The organism is Kitasatospora sp. Ki12 (assembly GCF_054601375.1).
The window spans coordinates 2981248-3001124 of sequence record NZ_BAAIHT010000001.1 but is presented as its reverse complement, the minus strand read 5'-3'; the positions used below and the strand labels follow the sequence as shown (position 1 = coordinate 3001124).

Sequence of the window (19877 nt, the reverse complement as noted above, 5' to 3'; positions counted from 1 at the left end):
CCGCGACCGGCTACCTCAGGGCGTCGGCCACCTCGGTCGCCGCCTCCACCACCCGGGGGCCCACCCGCTCCGGTACCAGGCCGTTGAGCATCACCACGCCGACGCTGCCCTCGATGCCGCTCAGTCCGAGCAGCGCCGCGGCGGCCCCGCACGCCCCGGACTGTTCCTCCGCCCGGGTGATGACGAAGCCCTGTTCGGGCCGGCGCTGGCTGGGGAAGGCGCGCGCCTCCAGGATCGCCCGGCCGGCCGCGCTCTCGGTGAGCGGGTGGCGCAGCCCGGTCCGGTAGGCGACGTGGAAGTCGGTCCAGCTCGGCTCGACCACGGCGACGGCCAGTGCCTCGTTGCCGTCGACCAGGGTCAGGTGGGCGGTGGCGCCGAGGTCCTCGGCGAGGCTGCGCAGGGCGGGCAGCGCGGCCTCGCGCAGCAGCGGGTGCACCCGGTGCGCAAGCCGCAGCACGCCGAGGCCGACCCGGGCGCGGCCGCCGATGTCCCGGCGGACCAGGCCGTGCTGTTCCAGGGTGGCCAGCAGGCGGTAGACGACCGTGCGGTTGACGGCCAGCCTGGCGGCGAGCTCGGTGACGGTCAGCCCCCGCTCGGAGTCGGCGAGGAGTTTGAGGACCCGGACGCCGCGGTCCAGGGTCTGGGAGGTCTCTGCTGTCACGACGGGCGATCCTTTCCGCGGCGCTCGCGGGGCGGGCGACGCCGGTCCAAGGGCGGTGTCGCGCGCAGGTGGGGGTGGCCGCGCTCGGGCCGCACGCTGTCGACACTGACGGCCGTGCGGTCCTGCGGAGCCCGTCCCTCGGGGGTTGCCCGGCGGAAGAGCGTGGGGGAAAGGTAGTGAAGGAAATGTCGCGGCGGAAGTGGTTGTCCAAAATTCGGGCGTGATCGACTTCAACGGCGTCGCGAAACCGGGACGAAACCACCCGATCCGCCGCGCGTTTCAGGGCATGAGTTCGATCCCGCTCCGAAGTCCGGACACCCGGGGACGCGAGCCCCCCTCCCGGCGGAGGGGGGAGCGAGGGAGGAGGGCGGGCCGGTGCCGGCCTGCCGGACCGTTACTTCGCCCACTCCCGGATCTTGGCGATCCGCGCCTTGAGCTGGTTGGCGGTGGCCTGCGCGGTCAGCGGCCCGCCGCACTGGCGGCGCAGCTCGTTGTGGACGGTGCCGTGCGGCTGGTTGGTGCGGTGGTGCCAGGCGGCCACCAGCGCGTTCAGTTCCTTGCGCAGCTCGCGGAGCTCCTGGTGGGTGACGACCGGCCGCTGCTCGGCCGGCAGCTCCAGCAGGTCGGCCTCCTCGGCGGGCTTGGTCTTGCTGCGCTGGATCTGCCGGTGCTGGCGCTTCTGCAGCAGCATCTGCACCTGGTCCGGCTCCAGCAGGCCCGGGATGCCGAGGTAGTCCTCCTCCTCCTCGCTCCCCGGGTGGGCCTGCATGCCGAACTCCATGGCGTTGTACAGCACCCGGTCGAAGACCGCCTCGGAGCCCAGCGCCTCGTAGGAGAACTCCTCGCCGCCCGCGCCGTCCGGCCCGTCGTTGGCGCGCTCGGCCTCGGCGAGCAGCCGGTCCTCCTCGTCGAAGAGGCCGTCGCCCTCCTTCTTCGGCCGGTCCAGCACGTGGTCGCGCTGGAGCTCCATCTCGTTGGCGAAGCCCAGCAGCATCGGGATGGTCGGCAGGAACACCGAGGCCGTCTCGCCGCGCTTGCGGGCGCGCACGAAGCGGCCGACGGCCTGGGCGAAGAACAGCGGGGTGGAGATCGAGGTGGCGTACACCCCGACGCACAGCCGGGGCACGTCGACGCCCTCGGACACCATGCGGACGGCGACCATCCAGCGCGAGGTGCCCTCCGCGTAGTCGGAGATCCGCTTCGAGGCCTCGGTCTCGTCGGAGAGCACCAGGGTGACCTTCTCGCCGCTGATCTCGCGCAGCATCTTGGCGTAGGCGCGGGCCACGTTCTGGTCGGTGGCGATCACCAGTCCGCCGGCGTCCGGGATCGCCTTGCGCACCTCGGTGAGCCGCCGGTCGGCGGCCTGGAGGACGGACGGGATCCACTCGCCCTGCGGGGACAGCGCGGTGCGCCAGGCCTGGGCGATCAGGTCCTTGGTCATCGGCTCGCCGAGCCGGGCCTCCAGCTCGTCGCCGGACTTGGTGCGCCAGCGCATGTTGCCGCTGTAGCTGAGGAAGATCACCGGGCGGACGACGTGGTCGGCGAGCGCGTGCCCGTAGCCGTAGGTGTAGTCGGCGATGGACTTGCGGATGCCGTCGCTGCCCGCGTCGTAGGCCACGAAGGGGATCGGGTTGGTGTCCGAGCGGAACGGCGTACCGGTCAGCGCCAGCCGGCGGGTGGCCGGCTCGAAGGCCTCGAAGCAGGCCTCGCCCCAGGACTTGGAGTCACCGGCGTGGTGGATCTCGTCCATGATCACGAGGGTCTTGCGGGCCTCGGTCCGGTTGCGGTGCAGCATCGGGTTGACCCCGACGCCCGCGTAGGTGACCACGATGCCGTGGTAGTCCCGGGACAGCGGCCCGGAGGAGTACGCCGGGTCCAGCCGGATGCCTATCCGCGCGGCGGCCTCGGCCCACTGCTTCTTCAGGTGCTCGGTCGGCGCCACCACGGTGACCTGCTGCACCAGGTGGTTGTGCAGCAGGTACGAGGCCAGGGTGAGCGCGAAGGTGGTCTTGCCTGCGCCCGGGGTCGCGACCGCGAGGAAGTCGCGCGGCTGCGTCTCGATGTACTTGTCCAGGGCGCCCTGCTGCCAGGCCCGCAGCTTGCCCGCGGTGCCCCAGGGGGCTCGGCCGGGGAAGGCCGGGGACAGGTGGTGCGAGCCGGCGGGCGCGGCATGCCCGACGGACCGGACGGGAGCCTGGCTCTCCTGGGCGTCGGAGAACAGCGGCATCGAGGAGGCGGCGGCAGTACTCACGGTCTCCGAGGGGGATCATCGCAGGTCAGAGGCGGTCTAGCGGCCCCGTCCCGCGGTCGGGCGGCGATCGGACAACCCGCCCAGCCTACCGGGCCGACGCCGTTCGGGCCTCCAGGCGAGCCTCCGCGCCGGGCCCACACGGCCGGAAATCGATGTGACGCGGATCACATCCGGTCGTCCTCGAAACCCGGTAATCACGGGAGTCACCGGGACTCTCACCAGGGTGAGGCCGCACCACCCCTGCCCCGGCGCGGCCCCGCTGAACCGAAGGGACCCATCCGTGCGCACCGTCGAAGAGACCGTCCAGGCCTGCCTGATCCTCTCCCCCCACCGCTCCGTCCGGCTGCGGGTCGTCCTGTCCTACCTCCGGGAGGACCCGCTCGCCGTCCGGATGGCCTTCCCCGCCGAGTTCTCGCTGGACGAGGCGGAGGAGCACCCGGACGGCGAGGACATCGTCTGGGTCTTCGCCCGCCAGCTGCTCTCGGCCGGGATCGAGCTGCCGGCCGGCGTCGGCGACGTCCACGTCCGGCCCGCCCCCGGCCGGAGCACCATGGTCGAGCTGCGCACCCCGGAGGGCACCGCGCTGCTCCGGTTCGACACCGGCGACCTGCGCCGCTTCCTGTGGCGCAGCCGGCTCCTCGTCCCCGAGGGCGAGGAGCACCTGCACCTGGACTCCGACCGCGCCCTCGCCCAGCTGCTCGGCTGAGGGGGGCTGTGATTCGCCCGCTCGCCTCCGGGGCGCTCGGACCCGGTGCCGACGGTCGGCGCTCCCCTTCGGCTCGGGGCGGGTGACTCGCCCGCCCCTCAGCCGAACAGCTCGCGCATCAGCCGGACGGCCCGCCCCTCAGCCCGACAGCTTGCGCATCAGCCGGACGCCCTGCGCCGCCGTCAGGTGCGGCAGGTACGCCTTGCCGATCGCCCTGGTGATGCCGGGCAGCGCGGCCGGGTCGGGGTAGGCCATGTACATCGGCCGGTACTCCGGCTGGAACTTCGCCTTGAACGCGAGCAGCGAGCGGAAGCCGTACACCGGCTCCAGCACCTTGCCCATCCAGTCCAGCATCCGCTGCAGCCCGGTGGGCTCCCCCTCCTGCCCGGTGCGGGCCAGCGGGGCGCCCGACAGGGAGAGGAAGCGCGCGCCCTCCTCCTTGAAGCCGAGCGCGGCCGAGGCGATCAGGAACTCGCTGACGCCGCGGAAGCCGTCCGAGCGCCGGCGCATGAAGTCCAGCGTCCAGCCGACCGGCACGCCGTCCTCGTACACCGGCATCCAGCTGGTCAGCCCGTGCACGACCCGCTGCTCGTCCACCGCGACCAGCACCCGGACGTCCGGGTCGTCCAGCTCCTCCAGTCCGCCGAGCGTGAAGCCCATCTCCGGCAGGCCCTTCTCGGAGACCCACTCCTCGGAGATCGCCCGGATCTGGTCCTTCAGCGCCAGCGGAGCCTCGTGGTAGGCCCACCACTCGGCGGTGATGCCCTGCTTGCCGGCCTTGTTGAGGGCGGTGCGGATGTCCTGCCACTTCTTGCCGGTGAAGGCCAGCTCGGGCAGCGCGACCACGGTGTCCTCGGCGACCTGCACCGAACGCCAGCCGAGCCCCGTGGCGGCGTCCCTGGTCTGCCCGCAGACGCTGTAGAAGCACGGGGTCCAGCCGCGCGCGTCGCAGAAGCGGGCGAAGCCGGCCACCGCCCGGGCCCGCTCCTCCGGCGCGCCGAACGGGTCGCCGGTGGTCAGCGCGACGGTGCCGACCACCCGGTAAGCGACGGCGGCCCGGCCCTGCTCGTCGAACCAGTAGTGGTTGCCGTCCCAGGTGGTGATGAAGGACAGCGTCCCGCCGCCGTGCTCGGTCAGCAGCGCCCTGGCCCGGGCGACCGCCTCGGCATCGGTGTGCAGCACCGGCCGGCGGAAGGCGGACAGCAGCACGGCCAGCGCCACCACCCAGAAGGCCAGCCCGCAGTACGTCTCCAGGAAGCGCGCCAGCGGCCCGACCGCGATCGGGTAGTCCGGTGTCAGGTCGTTGTACGCGGGCGGCAGGAACTGCGCCGGCAGCCCGTGCAGCAGCCGGCGGACGGTCGCCCCCGGCTCGAACTGGCCGGCCGCCAGCCGCCCGAGGCCGACGTACGCGGCCGAGGTGACGAACAGGGCGCCGCCGACCACCACGGCCAGCCGGCGCACCGAGCGGGCGGCCAGCCGCAGCCGGAAGCGCTTGCGGGTGGCCAGCAGCAGGGCGGTGGTCAGCAGCGGCAGCAGCATCGCCTCGACGAAGTACTGCACCACGTCCCGGCTGACCGGGCCGGCGTCCAGGTACAGCCAGCCCAGCAGCGCCGCCCAGAGCAGTTCGGTGGCGATGGTGACCAGCCAGGCGAACCGCAGCCCCCGGCGCAGCCCCTCGGCGAGCACCAGCAGCAGGGCCGGGAACAGCGCGGCCATCAGCCGGGCGGGGGTGTCGAAGATCCGGACGACGGCGTGCGCCCGGGCGCAGTCGTGCGCCGACAGCGAGCAGAGGTCGGCGATCTCGTCGGGGCTGAGCCGGTGCGAGAGGTACAGCTCGGAGAAGGTGTTGAACGGCCCGGTGGCGTTGTCGTACAGCGAGGCGAGCAGCGGCCCGACGGCGGCGGCGACCAGGCAGAGCGCGACCAGCACCCGGGTCTCGGAGTGCGAGGAGCGGTGCGAGCGCAGGTACGGGCGGCCGCGGCTGAGCAGCGCGCCCAGACCGAGTCCGGCCAGCGCCGCGGCGCACCGCTGGACGCTCTGCAGGTGGCCGACGTACAGCGTCATGACCAGCGGGAGGAGCAGCACCAGCAGGTGCAGCCGGCGGCGCCAGAGCACGGTGAGCCGGTAGCCGACCACGCCGGCGAGCGCGAACAGGGAGACGCCGGGGCCGACGGATATCTGGTCGGCCACCGAGGCGGTCCACTGTTCCCCGGCGGCGTTGCCGAACGCGACCAGCCCGGTGCCCAGCAGGGTGCCGGCGATCTGCCCGCCGACCAGCACCCCGAGGGTGCGCAGCCGGCCGAGCCGGTGCTCGGCGGCCGGGCCGACCAGGAGCAGCATCAGGCTGGTGAACACGTACGAGCCGGTGCCGGAGCACCAGAACATCGAGGTGAACGGGGTCCACCAGTGGCCCTCGGTGAGCGTGGGCAGGCCGACGCCGACCCGCTCCAGCAGCCGGTCCGGCGGCCCGTGGCGCAGGCTGCCGGTGGCCGCGCCGAGCAGCCAGAGCCCGGCCAGCAGGGTGAGCGTCAGCGGCGCGGCGCGCAGCCGGGAGCCGAGCGCCCGGGCCGCCCGCCGGACGCGCTGCGGGCGCGGCTCCGGTGTCCGGGTGACCGGCGCGCGGTCCGCGGACCGCTCGGAGCCGCGCTGCGCGACCACCGGCTCCGGCTTCTGCTCGCGTTCGCCGGTGGCGACCGTCGTGCCCGCCCGGGTCACCGGGTCAGCCCGGTCTGCTGGGCGAGCCACGGGACCTGCTGGGCGATGCCGGGGCGGAACACGACCCAACCGTGGCCGCCCGGCATCAGTTCGAGCTTCGCCTTCATCCCGGCCCCCTGAGCAGCCTGGTAGACCTTCTCCATCTGCGGCCTGAACTCCTCGTCCGTCTCGCCGACGACGAACGCCACGTTGGTGTCCGGGAACTTCTTCCGGGCCATCACCTGCACGGGGTCGACGGCGTCGAACTTCTTCCCGTCGCCGCCGAAGGCGGCCTTGACGGTCTGTTCCCGGGTGCCCAGGGTCGGCTCCTCCTGCCCGGACATGTCCAGGACGGTGCCGTACACGTCGGGCGCGTTGACGCCGAGCTGGAGGGCGCAGGTGCCGCCCATCGAGGCGCCGCCGACCGCCCAGGCCTTCCGGCCGGTGGCGGTCTGCAGGTTCTGGTGGATCCAGTCGGGGACGTCCACCGCCAGGTAGGTGTGCGCCTTGGCGATCTTGGAGTCCAGGCAGAGCGTGTTGGCCCAGGTCGAACCGAGCTGATCGGGCATCACCACGATCGGCGCGAGGCCTCCGTGCGCCGCCGCGAACGCGTCCAGCGACTCGTTCACCTGCCCGCCGAGCACCCAGTCCCCCGGGTTGCCGGGCTGGCCGGTGATCATCACGACCACCGGCAGCAGCGGCCGCGGGTTGGCCTGGTAGGCGGGCGGCAGGTAGACGTACGCGTCACGGGCCTTGAAGCCCGACCGGAGGCCCGGGATTGGCACCACCGAGACGGTGCCCTTCTCGGGGAGGTCCGCCGGGGGCTGCCAGACCTCGTCGAGCACCTTGCCCGTCGGGGCGGCCAGGGTCTGCCCGACCTTGGGGACCAGCCCGTCGGTCTTGGTGAGCCACGGCGCCAGCATCACCCGCCCGCTCGGGAACTGTCCGAAGCCGATGTTGATCTCGGAGGCGGCCATCAGCAGCACCAGCCCGCTGAGGCCGAACGCGATGCCCCGGCGGCGCCAGGCGAGCCGGCGGAACCGGTAGCCGAACAGACAGAACCCGAGCAGGGCGATGGATATCCACCAGCCGACGTACTCGGGGGTGCCCTCCGGGAAGGGGTGCCACCAGCCGTCGACGACGGCGTCGAGCAGCAGGCTGAGGGCGGCCGCGGTGAACAGCGCGGCGGGCAGGCGGAACCGCCACCAGCTCCGGTCACGGCCGACGGCGAGCGCGAACAGCGCCGCCCAGCCGGCCACGGTCACGGCGTGCGGGATCGGGCCCTCGGTGAGCGGCCAGTCGATCGGGTTCCAGCGGGTGGCGAGAGTGATCGTGGTCATGCGGCTTTGCCCGGCGGGGTGGTGTCGGCCAGGAAACCGTAAGCGACGACGTTTCCCTCGTAGCCGTGTTCCGCACTGTACGAACCGCCGCAGGTGATCACCCGCAGCTGAGCGTCAGTGGCCTGACGGTAGACCCGATCGTCCGGGAAGTCCTTTCGGTCGTGCACTTCGATGGCGTACAGCTGGTAGACGGCGATGGCGCCGTCCGCCCTGGCGATCTCGATCCGGTCCCCCCGACGGAGCGCTCCCAGATGGTAGAAGACGGCCGGACCGGACGTGATGTCGACGTGCCCCGCGAGGATCGCGGTGCCGCGCTGGCCGGGGCTGGCGCCGCCCCGGTACCAGCCCGCCAGGTTCCGGTCCGTCGCGGGCGGGACCTGCAGGTGGCCGGTGGCGTCCAGCCCGAGCGCGGTGACCGGGGCGTCCAGCCGGACGGCCGGGATGCGGATCCTGGTCGGCGTGGACGGTCCCAGCGGGGGGACGACGGAGACCGGCGCGATGCCGGCCTGGGCCTGCCCCGAGCCCGGGGCGGGCGGAAGCTCCGGCGAGCCGCCGTCGCGCAGCAGCCAGGCCCCGAGCACCAGCGCGGCTCCCGCCGCCAGGGTGCCCGGCCATGGGCTCCTGCTCTGCCGGACGCCCACGGGCACTCCCCTCTGCCGACGGAATCCCGGTTCCTGGGAGTTTCCTGGGAACCATTGAACCGGATCGGACTGTATGACACGTCCATACGACGGTCGTATCGACACCCCCCGATCGGCAGGGCTGCCGACCGCGATCCTGCGCCGTGTGGGCGCCCGGTCGCGGAGCGCGACGAACGCCTCCCACCAGCGATCATCGCGGGACCGAGCCCGCCACGACCTACCGACGGTTCTACGGCCGGGTTCGGTTGCGTCGTTCGAGGGATCGATCTCGACCGTTCGCTGCGCCTCTTCGACCGGTTCCGCCCGCGTGCCATGCTGTCGCGGTCACGGGTTCGATCCCCGTCCGCCCGGCCGGGCCGGCTCCCCTCGCACGCCCCCGATCGGGCCGCACTCCCGCACGCCGCCGCACGCCTCTTGAACGGAGTGACCATGGACGCTCTCTCCCGCCGCACGCTGCTGACGGCCGGCGCCGCCACCGCCGCCGCGCTCGCGGCCGGCTGCGGCAACGACCACGCCACGGGCGGGGAGCGGACGCCCGGGTCCGTCGCCCCCACCGGCGCGGGCGACGGGCAGGGCGCCTCCCCCACCCCCGCCCCGGTCCCCAAGCCGCAGGCCGTGCTGATCGGCGACGGCTCCACCTCCGACACCGGCGAGCAGCCGCACCAGCCCGTCCCCGAGCGGCTGCGGCCCGGACAGCGCCCGCCGCAGTTCGTGGTCTTCTCCTGGGACGGCGCCGGCGAGCTCGACAACGGCCTGTTCGCCCGCTTCCGCCGGCTGGCCCAGGAGCACGACGCGAAGATGACCTTCTTCCTCAGCGGCCTCTACCTGCTGCCCGAGTCCAAGAAGGACCTGTACCGCCCGCCGCAGCACAAGGTCGGCGCCTCCGACATCGGCTACCTGAGCGACCAGCACATCCGCGACACCCTGGAGAACCTGCACGCGGCCTGGCTGGAGGGCCACGAGATCGGCACCCACTTCAACGGCCACTTCTGCGGCGCCACCGGCGTCGGCAAGTGGTCCCCCGAGGAGTGGGACAGCGAGATCCAGCAGGCGATGGACTTCGTGACGAACTGGCGCACCAACACCGGCTTCACCGACCTGCCCGCGCTGCCCTTCGACTACCGCAAGGAGCTGATCGGTAGCCGCACCCCGTGCCTGGAGGGCCAGCGCAACCTGCTGCCCACCGCGGTCAAGCGCGGCTGGCGCTACGACAGCAGCGGCAACGGCACCCAGGTGTGGCCGCAGAAGATCCAGGGCGGCGCCCTGTGGGACCTCCCGCTGCAGTCCATCCCCTTCCCCGGGCACACCTTCCAGGTGCTCTCGATGGACTACAACATCATGTACAACCAGTGCGGCCCCAACACCAAGGCCGACCCGGCCCTCCACCCCGGCTTCCAGACCCAGGCCCGCGACGCCTACCTGATGGGCTTCGAGCGCACCTACAACGGCAACCGGGCGCCGTACGTCATCGGCAACCACTTCGAGGAGTGGAACGGCGGCATCTACATGAACGCCGTCGAGGACGTGCTCAGGGCGATCGCGGGCAAGCCGGAGGTCCGGCTGGTCTCCTTCCGCCAGCTGGTCGACTGGCTGGACGCCCAGGAGCCGGCGGTGCTGCGCAAGCTGCAGACCCTCGCCCCGGGGCAGGCCCCGGCGGGCGGCTGGGAGGCCTTCCTCGGCGTCCCGGCGGCGGCGCCGGCCCCCGCCGCCACCACCGCCGCCGCCACCGGCTGACCGGTCAGGACCGGGTGCGGACCCGGCCGGAGAGCAGCGCTCCCAGGAGCGCCACCCCGGCCATCACCAGCAGGATCACCGCGAAGGCGCCGGGCGGACCGGCGCCTTCGGCCGTTCCGTGGGCCGCCGCCAGGGCGCCGCCGCCCAGCGCCGCGAACAGCACCCCGGCCAGACCGGTCAGCAGCACGTTGCCCAGCGCGTCGCTCATCTGCAGCGCCGCCGAGTTGGCCCCGGCGTCCTCGGGCGCGGAGAGCTTCATCATCAGCACGCTGACGCTCGCGACGGCCAGGCCCATCCCGACGCCGCCGATCCCCCAGGCCACCGAGGCCGCCCAGGCCGGCACCCCCGGGACCAGCACCAGCGCCGCGCCCGCGATCGCCAGCGCGGTCAGCACGAAGCCGCCCCGGATCATCGCCTCGCGGTAGCGCTGGGCCCCCGGCCGGCCCTGCAGCCAGGAGCCCAGCGCCCAGGAGAGCCCGCCGCTGGTCAGGGTGAGCCCGGCCAGCGTCGGCGAGAGGCCGCGCTGGGTGGTCATCATCAGCGGGATGAAGGCCTCGGCGGCGAAGAACGCCCCCGCCGCCACCCCGCGCAGCAGGATCACCGTCGGCAGTCCGCGCCCGGCCCGCAGCGTCCCCTTCGGCAGCAGTCCGAGCACGGCCGGCACCAGCAGCGCCGCCCCGGCGACCCCGGGGAGCAGCCCGACCAGGTCACGGCGCTGGCCCGCGTACTGCAGCAGCGCGGCGCCGAGGGCCGCCATCGCGGCCAGCAGGGTGCGCCGGCGGTCGAAGTCCGCGCCCCTGGCCACCGGGTGCTCGCGCTCGGAGCGGGCCAGGGCCGGGCCCATCACGGCCAGCGGCAGCAGGATCAGCACCGGGACGGCCAGGAACACCCAGCGCCAGCCGAGGTGCTGGGTGACCGCCCCGGCGACCAGCGGCCCGACGATCGAGGGCAGCACCCAGGCCGAGGAGAAGGCCGCGAACACCGACGGCCGCAGCCGCTCCGGATAGGCCCGGCCGACCACCACGTACAGCGCGACGATCACCAGCCCGCCGCCCAGGCCCTGGACCGCCCGTCCGGCCACGAACACCCACATCCCGGGCGCCGTCCCGGCCACCAGCAGTCCGACGCCGAACACCGCGATGCCGGCGAACAGCGGCTGCAGCGGCCCGCGCCGGTCGCACCACTGGCCGGAGACGACCAGGGCGAACAGCGTGGTGGTGAAGTAGCCGGAGAAGGCGAAGGCGTACAGCCCGAGGCCGTCCAGCTGGCGGGCCGCGGTCGGCATCGCGGTGTTGACGGCGGTCGCCTCGAAGGCGATCACCAGGACCACTGAGACGATCCCCAGCGTCAGCGCGCGGTAGCGCCCGCCGAGCACCCCGCCGCCGGGGTCGTCGTCCAGGGGTATCGGTACGGGGTCGACCGAGGTGGGGGAGGCAGTGGTCATACGTAACATCGTAAGGGCCGTCCGCCCCGATGACCCCTGACCGGAGTCGGTGATCGACTAGGCCCCGAGACCTAGGACGCGGTCAGTGCAGCACCTTGAGGCCCACCACGCCGGAGACGATCAGCAGCAGGCAGCCGATCCGGGCCATGGTCACCGCGTCGCCCAGGACGGCCATGCCGTAGACCGCGGTGCCGACCGCACCGATGCCGACCCAGACCGCGTACCCGGTGCCGATCGGAATGGTGCGCATCGCGTACGCCAGGCCGCCCATGCTGAACAGCAGTGCGACGCCGAAGACGAGGGTGGGAACGAGCCGGGAGAAGCCCTTGGACGATTCCAGGGCGACCGCCCAGACGGTCTCCAGGAGACCCGAGACGATCAGAACGAGCCAGGCCATGACGGCGTACCTCCGCAGTCCACAGCGGCCGGATTGCCGCTGAACTGCGCCGTCTTGTCGTCACCGGGTACGACGCGCTCGTCCGGGGTGGCGGAATTGCCGCCACCTGTCTTCGACGGTAGCACACATTGCCATACAGAATTTACAAAACTTCATTGACCGGCCGAGTCGTGATCCGCCACCATGAATTCACTGGCCGTGTGCCCGAGTGGCTGAGGGGACCGTCTGCAAAGCGGTGTACGCGGGTTCAATTCCCGCCACGGCCTCACCGGAAAAGGAATTGCCGGTCGACTCCGAGAAGTCGACCGGCAATTCCTTTTCGCTTTTCCCGGTTCAGGCCGTGACGGCGTCCTCCGCGCGGATCGGCAGCCGGCCGACCGGCAGGCCGGTGGCGGCGCGCACGGCCGCGGCGACGGCCGCCGGGGCGACCACCGCGGGCGCCGCGCCGACCGCCTTGGCCCCGAAGGGGGCGACCACGTCGCGCTCCTCCAGCAGCGCCGCGATCCGCACCTCGGGCGTGTCCAGCGCCGTGGGCAGCCGGTAGCCGGTGAGCGAGGGGTTCTGCAGCACGCCGCCCTCGGTGCGCAGGTCCTCCAGCAGCGCCAGGCCGACGCCCTGGGCCACGCCCGCCTCGATCCGGTCCTCGATCTGCCGCGGGTTCAGCGCCCGGCCGACGTCCTGGGCGACCGTCATCTCGACCACCCGCACGGCGCCCAGCTCGATGTCCACGTCCACCACCGCGCGCATCGCGCAGAACGAGATGGAGACGAAGGCGTCGCCCTGCCCGGCCTCGTCCAGCGGCTCGGTGGGGTGCGGGCGGCACTGCGCGGTGGCCCAGAGCTCCTTGCCCTCCAGGGCCTCGGCGACCGGCATGCCGAGCACCCCGTCGTACGAGGTGATCTTGCCGTCGGCGATCTGCAGCAGCTCCGACGACATCCCGAAGTTGGCCGCGATCGGCTGCAGCAGCTGGTGGCGGACCATCAGCGCGGCCCGCTCGACGGCCCCGCCGGAGACCCAGGTGTGCCGGCCGCGGGCGGAGGGCCCGGCGATCGACTGGTCGCTGTCGGCCGGCGCGATGTAGACCTCGCTGACGCCCAGCACGGTCTGCACGATCTGCCGGGCCAGCGTGGCGAAGCCCTGCCCGGCGTCGACCGCCGCGCAGATCACCGTGGCGTGGTCCCCGCTGACCCGGACGGTCGCGGTGGACACCTCGTCCTCGCCCTCGGCGCCCAGCATGTGCACCATGCCGACGGCGTAGCCGATGCCGCGCCGCACCGCCGCCGGGTCGCCCGCACCGCCGGGGCCGCCGGGCAGCAGCCACTCGGCGTCCGGGTCGTCCACCGGCAGGGCCGGCAGCGGCTCGTCCGCGACGGCGTCCAGCAGCGCGCGCACCGGCGCCGGGCAGGTGACCGCCTGTCCGGTGGGCAGCGGGTCGCCGGTGGACATCGCGTTGCGCCGGCGGATCTCCACCGGGTCCACGCCCACCCGGGCGGCGAGCTGGTCCAGCTGCGACTCGTACGCGAAGCAGGCCTGCAGCGCGCCCTCGCCGCGCATCCGCCCGGCCGGCGGGTTGTTGGTGCGCACCGCCCAGGCGTCCACGAAGACGTTCGGGCAGACGTACGGGCCGGCCGAGAACGCCGTCGCGGCGGCCAGCGCCTCGGCGGAGACGTCCGCGTAGGCGCCGCCGTCCAGCAGGATCTGCGCCTCGACCTTCACCAGCGTGCCGTCGGCGTCGGCGTGGTGGCGGTAGCGCAGCAGCGCGGGGTGGCGCGAGGTGTGGGTCTGGAAGGACTCCTCGCGGGTGAGGGTCATCTTCACCGGACGGCCGGTGCGCAGCGCCAGCAGCGCCAGGGTGACCTGGAAGGAGAGGTCCTCGCGGTCGGTGGTGGCGCCGGGCACGCCGGTGACCACCAGCCGGACCCGGTCGGGCTCCAGGCCGAGGCAGGCGGCGGTGCGGTCGCGGTCGCCGTGCGGGTCGGTGGAGGACAGGTGCAGCTCAACGCCGCCGTCCGGGCGCGGCACGGCCAGCCCGGCCTCGGCCCCGAGCGGCGCCGGGTCCTGCCGGCCGACCTGGTAGAGGCCCTCGACGACGATCTCGCCGACCGCGTCCGGGTCCCCGGTGCGCAGCGGCAGGTGGCGGAAGAGGTTGCCGTCCGGGTGCAGCGCCGGCGCGGTGAAGGCCTGCTCGGGGTCGGTCACGGCCTCCAGGGGCTCGTAGTCGACCACGATCAGACCGACCGCCAGCCGGGCGGTGTCCGGGTGGTCGGCCGCCACCGCGGCGATCGGCTCGCCGTGGTGGCGCACCACGCCGGCGGCCAGCACCGGCCGGTCGGCGACGACCGGACCGGCCGGGGCGCCGTCGGGGGTGCCGTCCGGGCCGGGCGGCAGGTCGGCGGCGGTGACCACGGCGTGCACGCCGGGCAGCGCCAGCGCGGCCGAGGTGTCGATGCCGCGGATCCGGGCGTGCGGGTGCGGCGAGCGCAGCACCGCGCCCCACAGCAGCCCCTCGGCCCACAGGTCGGCCGCGTACGGGTAGATGCCGAGCGCCTTGGGCAGCGCGTCGCTGCGCAGCGGGGAGCTGCCCAGTCCGAACGGCTCCGGTGCGCCGCCCTCGCCACCGTCCTGCTGGGGTGCTGCGCCGATGTCGGTAGGCGACGTCATGATGCGTGGTCGTCCTCGGGGAGCCGGATGCCGTGGGCGGGGGTGGCACCGTACGGGACGCCGGCCGGGGCACCGCCCTCGACCGGGGCGCCGTGCGGGTGCTGGGCGGCGTACGGGGTGCCGTGCGGCGGCGTGCCGTCGAAGGCCGTGCCGTCGAAGGCGGCGCCGGGCAGCGGGGTGCCGTGCGCGGGGGTCGGCTCGTACACCGGGGCGTCGTACCCGGTGTCGTAGCCGTTCTGCTGCTGGTGGCCGTCCGGGTAGGGCAGGTAGGTGCCGTGGGCGGGGGTGCCCTGGTACGGCTGCTCGGGGTAGCCCTGCGGCGGGTAGTAGACCTGGTCGCCGCCGGCCTGGGCGGGGATGCCGGCGTGCGGCGGGACCGGCCCGGCGGTCTCGTACACGCCGGTGTCGTAGCCGCCCGAGCCGTCGCCGTACGGCGCCCCGGCCAGGACGTGGGCCTGCTCCGCGGGGTGCGGCAGCACGGACTGCGGCATGCCGGGGTGGGCGGCCCCGGGCTGCGGCTGCGGCTCCACGGACTGCTGCGGCACGGAATGCTGCGGGACGTGCTGCTGCGGGACGTGCTCGATCCAGGCGTCGGCGTCGGTGTAGACCGGCGGCTCGACCACGGACTCGGGCTCGACGGCGGCGCCCGCCGCCCCGGCGACCGCCTCGACGGGCCGGTCCGCGGCCTCCGGGCCGGGGGCGGCCTCGACGGGCGCCGCGGCCTCCTCCGGCTCCTCGGCCTCCAGCGCTCGGGCGTCCGCGACGGTCTGGACGGCGGCCAGCACGCCCTTGTAGCCGGTGCAGCGGCAGAGGTTGCCGCACAGCGCCTGCCGGGCCTCGACCTCGGTGGGCCGGTGGTTGCGCTGGAGCAGGTCGTGCACGGCCATCGCCATGCCGGGGGTGCAGTAGCCGCACTGGACGGCGCCGGAGGCGGCCAGCGCCTGCTGGACGTCGCTCGCGCCACCGGCGGCCGACAGGCCCTCGACGGTGTTGATCTCGCTGTCCGCGGCCAGCGCGGCGGGCACCAGGCAGCCGGCCACCAGCTGGCCGTCCACCTGCACCGAGCAGGCCCCGCACTCGCCCTGCTCGCAGCCGTCCTTGGCGCCGGCCAGGCCGAGCCGCTCGCGCAGCACGTAGAGCAGGCTCTCGCCGATCCAGGCGTCGGTGACGGGCCGTTCGAAACCGTTGACCCGCAGCGTGTAGGAGGCGCACGGGCGCAGCTCGCGGCTGACCTGCGGGGAGAGGCCGAGCGGGTCGGCGTCGAGGGTCTCGATGGGGTCTGTGGTCACTTCAGCGCCCTTCCCAGTGCCCGTCGGGCCAGCACCGCCACCGTACGCCGCAGCCGGACGGCCGCCGCGGTCGGCCCCTCGGTCACGGCCTCCCAGGCGCCCTCGGCCCCGTAGTTGTCGGGGACGCAGGCGGTGGCGACGTACTCGCCGAAGGCGGCGTTCGCCGCCGGGTCGATCTCCCGGCTGCCGTCCCAGTCGATGCAGCCCGCCACCCAGGCCTCGGCCTCCAGCGGGCGCAGCGGCACCGGGGCGACGGCGCCGACCGCGCAGCGCACCGAGCGCCGGGCCGGGTCGAGGACGAGCGCGACGGAGGCGGTGGCGCGGGCCGGGCCGCTGCGGCCGGTGGCCTTGAGGAAGACCTGCGGGGCGTGCAGCAGCGGGACGCGCACCCAGGTGAGCAGTTCGCCGGGGCGTACCGGGTCGAGGCCGGTGAGCAGGTGGCTGACCGGCACCTCGCGGCTGGCGCCGGCCCGGGCCAGGGTGACGGTGGCCTCCAGCGCGGTGAGCACCGGGAGGGTGTCGCCGGCCGGGGCGGCGGTGACGATGTTGCCGCCGAGGGTGCCGACGTTGCGGACCTGCGGCGGGCCGGCGGTGCGGGCGGCGTCGGCGAGCGCGGGGATGAGCGCGGCGAAGTCGGGGCGGTCCATCCGGGCGTGGGTGAGTCCGGCGCCGAGGACGGCGGTGCCGCCGTCCTCGTAGCGCCAGCCGCGCAGTTCGGTGATCCGGCCGAGGCCGACCAGGGCGGCGGGGCGCAGCCGGCCGGCGTTGACGGCCTCCATGAGGTCGGTGGCTCCGGCCACCGGTACCGCGGCCGGGGCGGCGGCCAGCGCGTCGACGGCCTCGTCGAGCGAGGCCGGCAGCATGATCGTCCGGTTCACCTGGGTCCCACCGTGCTCCACTTGCTCATCGATCGCCTGCCGCCCGCGGCCTTGGGCCGTGGTGTCCGCGTCAGCAGTCCGGCCTGGCCCGTAGGGTACGGGCGATCGGGCCGGGTTGGGCAACTCTGGCACACAATGCTCGATGATCATTTCGGGGCCGGTGAACGGGACTGCCCGATTGGGACGGATACCGGGCGGTATCTGCCCCGACCTGTTCCGGGCCTGGGCAGATGTTCATCTGTTCTTGACGTCCGACGACCACTCAGAAGTTCCCGGCCGCTCTCCGGGCCGACCGGCGCGGCGCCGGGTCCGGGCGCCCGGAGCGCCCCCGGCGGCTGCGATCAGCGCACCGGCGGCGGGCCCTCGATCGGCCGGCCCGCCACCCCGGGCCACCGCTGCCAGGGCAGCGGCCCGTCGGCCGGGCGGTACTCGACGCCGAGCGCGTCCAGCGCCTTCAGGTGCGTCGCGAGCCGGCGCTCGAAGCCGGCGAAGTCGCGCTCGGCCGGCTCGGCGGGCAGTGCGGACCAGGCGACCTCGGCGAAGGCGACCAGCCGGGGGAAGGCCCGGTAGTCGATGTCCCGGGCGCTGTCCGTGAACTCGCTCCACAGGTTGGCCTGGGTGCCGATCACGTGCCGGGCCTCGGTTCCGTCCAGCTGCGCCGGCACCGGCTCGAAGCGGTAGACGTCCTCCAGCGTGCGCACGAAGCCGACCGGGATCGGCTCGTCCGGCCCGTCCGCCTGCCGGTGGTCGAAGTAGACGTGCTGCTCGGGGCACATCACCACGTCGTGGCCGGCCTTCGCGGCCGCGATCCCGCCCCCGAAGCCGCGCCAGGAGGAGACCGCGGCACCCGGGGCGAGTCCGCCCTCCAGGATCTCGTCCCAGCCGATCAGCCGGCGGCCGCGCTCGGCCAGCCAGCGGTCGAAGTGCCGGATCAGGTGGCTCTGCAGCTCGTCCTCGTTGGCCAGGCCCAGCTCGCGGATCCGGGCCTGGGCGGCGGCGCTGTCCTTCCACTGCTCCTTGGGGCACTCGTCGCCGCCGAGGTGGACGAACTCGGACGGGAAGAGCTCCAGGACCTCTTCCAGCACCCCCTCGAAGAAGCGCAGGGTCTCCTCGGAGGCGTTGAGCACGTTGTGGCTCACCCCCCAGTCCGTCCAGACGCCGAGCGCGGCGGTGTCCACCACGTCGGTGTTGCCCAGCTCGGGGTAGGCGCAGATCGCGGCCTGGGTGTGGCCGGGCAGGTCGATCTCCGGGACGACGGTCACGCCGCGCGCGGCCGCGTACCCGACGATCTCGCGCAGGTCGTCCTGGGTGTAGTAGCCGCCGTGCGGCCGGTCGTCCCGGCGGCCGCCGGAGCGGTAGCCGACCATGGAGCGCTCCCGCCAGGCGCCGCGTTCGGTCAGCCCCGGGTAGCGCTTGATCTCGACCCGCCAGCCCTGGTCGTCGGTGAGGTGCAGGTGCAGCACGTTGAGCTTGTGCGCGGCCAGCAGGTCGACGAAGCGCAGCACGTCCGACTTGGGCAGGAAGTGCCGGGCGACGTCGAGCAGCGCGCCGCGCCAGCCGAACCGGGGGGCGTCCTCGATGTCCGCGCCGGGCAGCACCCAGCCCTCGCGGCGCAGCGGCGAGCGGCGGTAGGCGTCCGGCCCGAGCAGCTGCCGCAGGGTCTGCGCCCCCCACAGCGCGCCGGCCGGGCCGCCCGCGGCGAGCAGCGCGCGGCCGGGGCGCACCGTGATCCGGTACGCCTCGGCGGCGAGCGCCTCGTCCTGGACCAGTTCGATGCCCGCGCCCGGCCGGCCCGGGCCGAACGGCAGCCCGGTGGCCGCGGACAGCGTGGTGCGCAGCCAGCGCTCGGCGTCGGCCAGCGCGGGCGGTGCGGTCAGCGTGGTGGCGGCGTCGAGCGGGAAGTCCCCGTCCGGGCGGCGGACGGCACTCGAAGGTGCGGGAATGAGGTCCATTCCGACATCCTGCCCACGCCCGGAACGATTGGCATAGACCACCTCGGGATCGCGGTGCTATGCAAAACGGCACCGCGCGACCCGGGGACTACTTGTCGCCGTCGCCGTCCTGCGGCTTGCCGATGCCGTCGTAGATCTCCTTGCACATCGGGCAGACCGGGTACTTCTTCGGGTCGCGGCCGGGCACCCACACCTTGCCGCAGAGCGCCACCACGGGAGACCCGGAGAGCGCGCTCTCCATGATCTTGTCCTTCTGGACGTAGTGCGCGAAGCGCTCGTGGTCGCCGTCCCCGTGGGACACCTGCGGGACGGGCTCGACCAGGGTTCCGGTGCCGAGGCCGCGCTCGGGTTCAAGAGTGCTCATGGGTGACAAGTCTATGGGGGCCCCGGGAAACCGGGCCAGTGTCGCGCGGCGGGCCCGCCGCTCAGTTCATCGTCGGGTCGTCCGGGTAGGTCGCCAGCAGGGCCAGCGGACCGCGCTGGCGGCGCAGCACGGCCCGCCACAGCCGCTCCGGCTCGGGGCTGGAGACGTCCCCCGGCTCGCAGTCCACCAGGTACCAGGCACCGCTCTCCAGCTCGGCCTCCAGCTGTCCCGGCGACCAGCCGGCGTACCCGGCGAAGATCCGCAGGCTGCCCAGTTCGCCGGCCAGCACCTCGGGCGGCGCCTCCAGGTCCACCAGGCCGATCGCGCCGTGCACCCGCCGCCAGCCCAGCGGCTCGCCGGTGCCCGGCTCGCCCGGCGCCACCGCGAGGCCGAGCGCCGAGTCCAGCGCCACCGGTCCGCCCTGGAAGACCACCGCCGGCTGTCCGACGAGTCTTCCCCAGCCGTCCAGCACGCTGCCCACCTCGACCGGCGTCGGCCGGTTGAGGACCACACCGAGCGCCCCCTCGGCGTCGTGGTCGAGGAGGAGCACCACCGCCCGCGCGAAGTTCGGGTCGGTGAGCATGGGCGTCGCGACGAGCAGACGGCCGGTGTGGGACCGGCCTCCGTGCGAATGGGCCGCCGTCATGCCACACATGATCCCGCAGAACGGCACCCGCCGGACACCGCAACGCCCGAAACCCCGCCACGCCGGACGAACACCCGTACGGCCGCACCGGCGGGCGCCCCGGGGACCGGAGAGAGCACCATCACGGGAGAGGCTCACGGGAACCAACGGCACTCCCATTACCATCTACGTCTGGTGGACGCCCTTCTACGGTGCCGACTCGGTTACGCCGGGGGCCCG

Annotated in this window: 15 protein-coding genes, 1 tRNA gene and 1 riboswitch; of the genes, 3 read left to right on the top strand and 13 right to left on the bottom strand. The window is 74.0% G+C overall.

What is annotated here, in order from left to right; translation table 11 throughout:
- Positions 1 to 10: 10 nt before the first annotated feature.
- The gene (locus ACYP53_RS13195; protein ID WP_189919039.1) at positions 11 to 661 is read right to left on the bottom strand and encodes an IclR family transcriptional regulator; all 651 of its coding nucleotides are present in this window, start codon (positions 659 to 661) and stop codon (positions 11 to 13) included.
- 394 nt (positions 662 to 1055) lie between these two features.
- On the bottom strand, positions 1056 to 2888 hold the full coding sequence (locus ACYP53_RS13190) for a DEAD/DEAH box helicase (protein WP_229928823.1): 1833 nt from the start codon (positions 2886 to 2888) through the stop codon (positions 1056 to 1058).
- A gap of 304 nt (positions 2889 to 3192) precedes the next feature.
- Between ACYP53_RS13190 and ACYP53_RS13185 the strand changes: the two genes are divergently transcribed.
- Positions 3193 to 3618 (top strand): SsgA family sporulation/cell division regulator, encoded by a 426-nt coding sequence (locus tag ACYP53_RS13185; RefSeq protein WP_459647470.1) that lies wholly within the window; start codon positions 3193 to 3195, stop codon positions 3616 to 3618.
- Between the two features lie 138 nt (positions 3619 to 3756).
- Here ACYP53_RS13185 and ACYP53_RS13180 read toward each other — a convergent pair whose 3' ends face one another.
- Genes ACYP53_RS13180 through ACYP53_RS13170 form a run of 3 tightly spaced genes read right to left on the bottom strand, consistent with a single transcriptional unit; the run spans position 3757 to position 8293 of the window.
- Positions 3757 to 6363, bottom strand: coding sequence for a rhomboid family intramembrane serine protease (locus ACYP53_RS13180; protein WP_459647469.1), 2607 nt, complete (start codon positions 6361 to 6363; stop codon positions 3757 to 3759).
- On the bottom strand, positions 6330 to 7652 hold the full coding sequence (locus ACYP53_RS13175; protein WP_459647468.1) for an alpha/beta hydrolase: 1323 nt from the start codon (positions 7650 to 7652) through the stop codon (positions 6330 to 6332). The genes ACYP53_RS13180 and ACYP53_RS13175 overlap by 34 nt, the downstream gene beginning before the upstream one ends.
- Positions 7649 to 8293 (bottom strand): class F sortase, encoded by a 645-nt coding sequence (locus tag ACYP53_RS13170; RefSeq protein WP_459647467.1) that lies wholly within the window; start codon positions 8291 to 8293, stop codon positions 7649 to 7651. Before ACYP53_RS13170 ends, ACYP53_RS13175 begins: the two co-directional genes overlap by 4 nt.
- Before the next feature lie 429 nt (positions 8294 to 8722).
- On the opposite strand from ACYP53_RS13170, the gene ACYP53_RS13165 reads away from it, so the two are divergent.
- Positions 8723 to 10027, top strand: coding sequence for a polysaccharide deacetylase family protein (locus ACYP53_RS13165; protein WP_459647466.1), 1305 nt, complete (start codon positions 8723 to 8725; stop codon positions 10025 to 10027).
- Between the two features lie 4 nt (positions 10028 to 10031).
- Here the strand turns inward: ACYP53_RS13165 and ACYP53_RS13160 are convergent, their stop codons facing one another.
- The gene (locus ACYP53_RS13160; protein WP_459647465.1) at positions 10032 to 11471 is read right to left on the bottom strand and encodes an MFS transporter; all 1440 of its coding nucleotides are present in this window, start codon (positions 11469 to 11471) and stop codon (positions 10032 to 10034) included.
- An 82-nt stretch (positions 11472 to 11553) separates the two neighbouring features.
- Positions 11554 to 11868 (bottom strand): DMT family transporter, encoded by a 315-nt coding sequence (locus ACYP53_RS13155; protein ID WP_189919018.1) that lies wholly within the window; start codon positions 11866 to 11868, stop codon positions 11554 to 11556.
- Positions 11869 to 11911: 43 nt separating this feature from the next.
- A riboswitch (guanidine-III (ykkC-III) riboswitch) is annotated at positions 11912 to 11977 on the bottom strand.
- An 85-nt stretch (positions 11978 to 12062) separates the two neighbouring features.
- On the opposite strand from ACYP53_RS13155, the gene ACYP53_RS13150 reads away from it, so the two are divergent.
- Positions 12063 to 12134: transfer RNA gene (locus ACYP53_RS13150), tRNA-Cys, on the top strand.
- Between the two features lie 67 nt (positions 12135 to 12201).
- Here ACYP53_RS13150 and ACYP53_RS13145 read toward each other — a convergent pair.
- From ACYP53_RS13145 to ACYP53_RS13120, 6 genes are all read right to left on the bottom strand, one after another.
- Positions 12202 to 14529: a xanthine dehydrogenase family protein molybdopterin-binding subunit gene (locus ACYP53_RS13145; protein ID WP_189919016.1), complete on the bottom strand. Its 2328-nt coding sequence runs from the start codon at positions 14527 to 14529 to the stop codon at positions 12202 to 12204.
- Positions 14526 to 15818: a (2Fe-2S)-binding protein gene (locus ACYP53_RS13140; RefSeq protein ID WP_459647464.1), complete on the bottom strand. Its 1293-nt coding sequence runs from the start codon at positions 15816 to 15818 to the stop codon at positions 14526 to 14528. Before ACYP53_RS13140 ends, ACYP53_RS13145 begins: the two co-directional genes overlap by 4 nt.
- Complete coding sequence (locus ACYP53_RS13135; protein WP_229928822.1) at positions 15815 to 16681, bottom strand: FAD binding domain-containing protein; 867 nt, start codon at positions 16679 to 16681, stop codon at positions 15815 to 15817. Before ACYP53_RS13135 ends, ACYP53_RS13140 begins: the two co-directional genes overlap by 4 nt.
- 356 nt (positions 16682 to 17037) lie before the next feature.
- Positions 17038 to 18648: a beta-N-acetylhexosaminidase gene (locus ACYP53_RS13130; protein WP_189919014.1), complete on the bottom strand. Its 1611-nt coding sequence runs from the start codon at positions 18646 to 18648 to the stop codon at positions 17038 to 17040.
- 88 nt (positions 18649 to 18736) lie between these two features.
- Positions 18737 to 19012, bottom strand: coding sequence for a DUF3039 domain-containing protein (locus ACYP53_RS13125; protein WP_030242972.1), 276 nt, complete (start codon positions 19010 to 19012; stop codon positions 18737 to 18739).
- A gap of 61 nt (positions 19013 to 19073) precedes the next feature.
- The gene (locus ACYP53_RS13120; RefSeq protein WP_373313789.1) at positions 19074 to 19667 is read right to left on the bottom strand and encodes a YqgE/AlgH family protein; all 594 of its coding nucleotides are present in this window, start codon (positions 19665 to 19667) and stop codon (positions 19074 to 19076) included.
- Between the last annotated feature and the right edge of the window lie 210 nt (positions 19668 to 19877).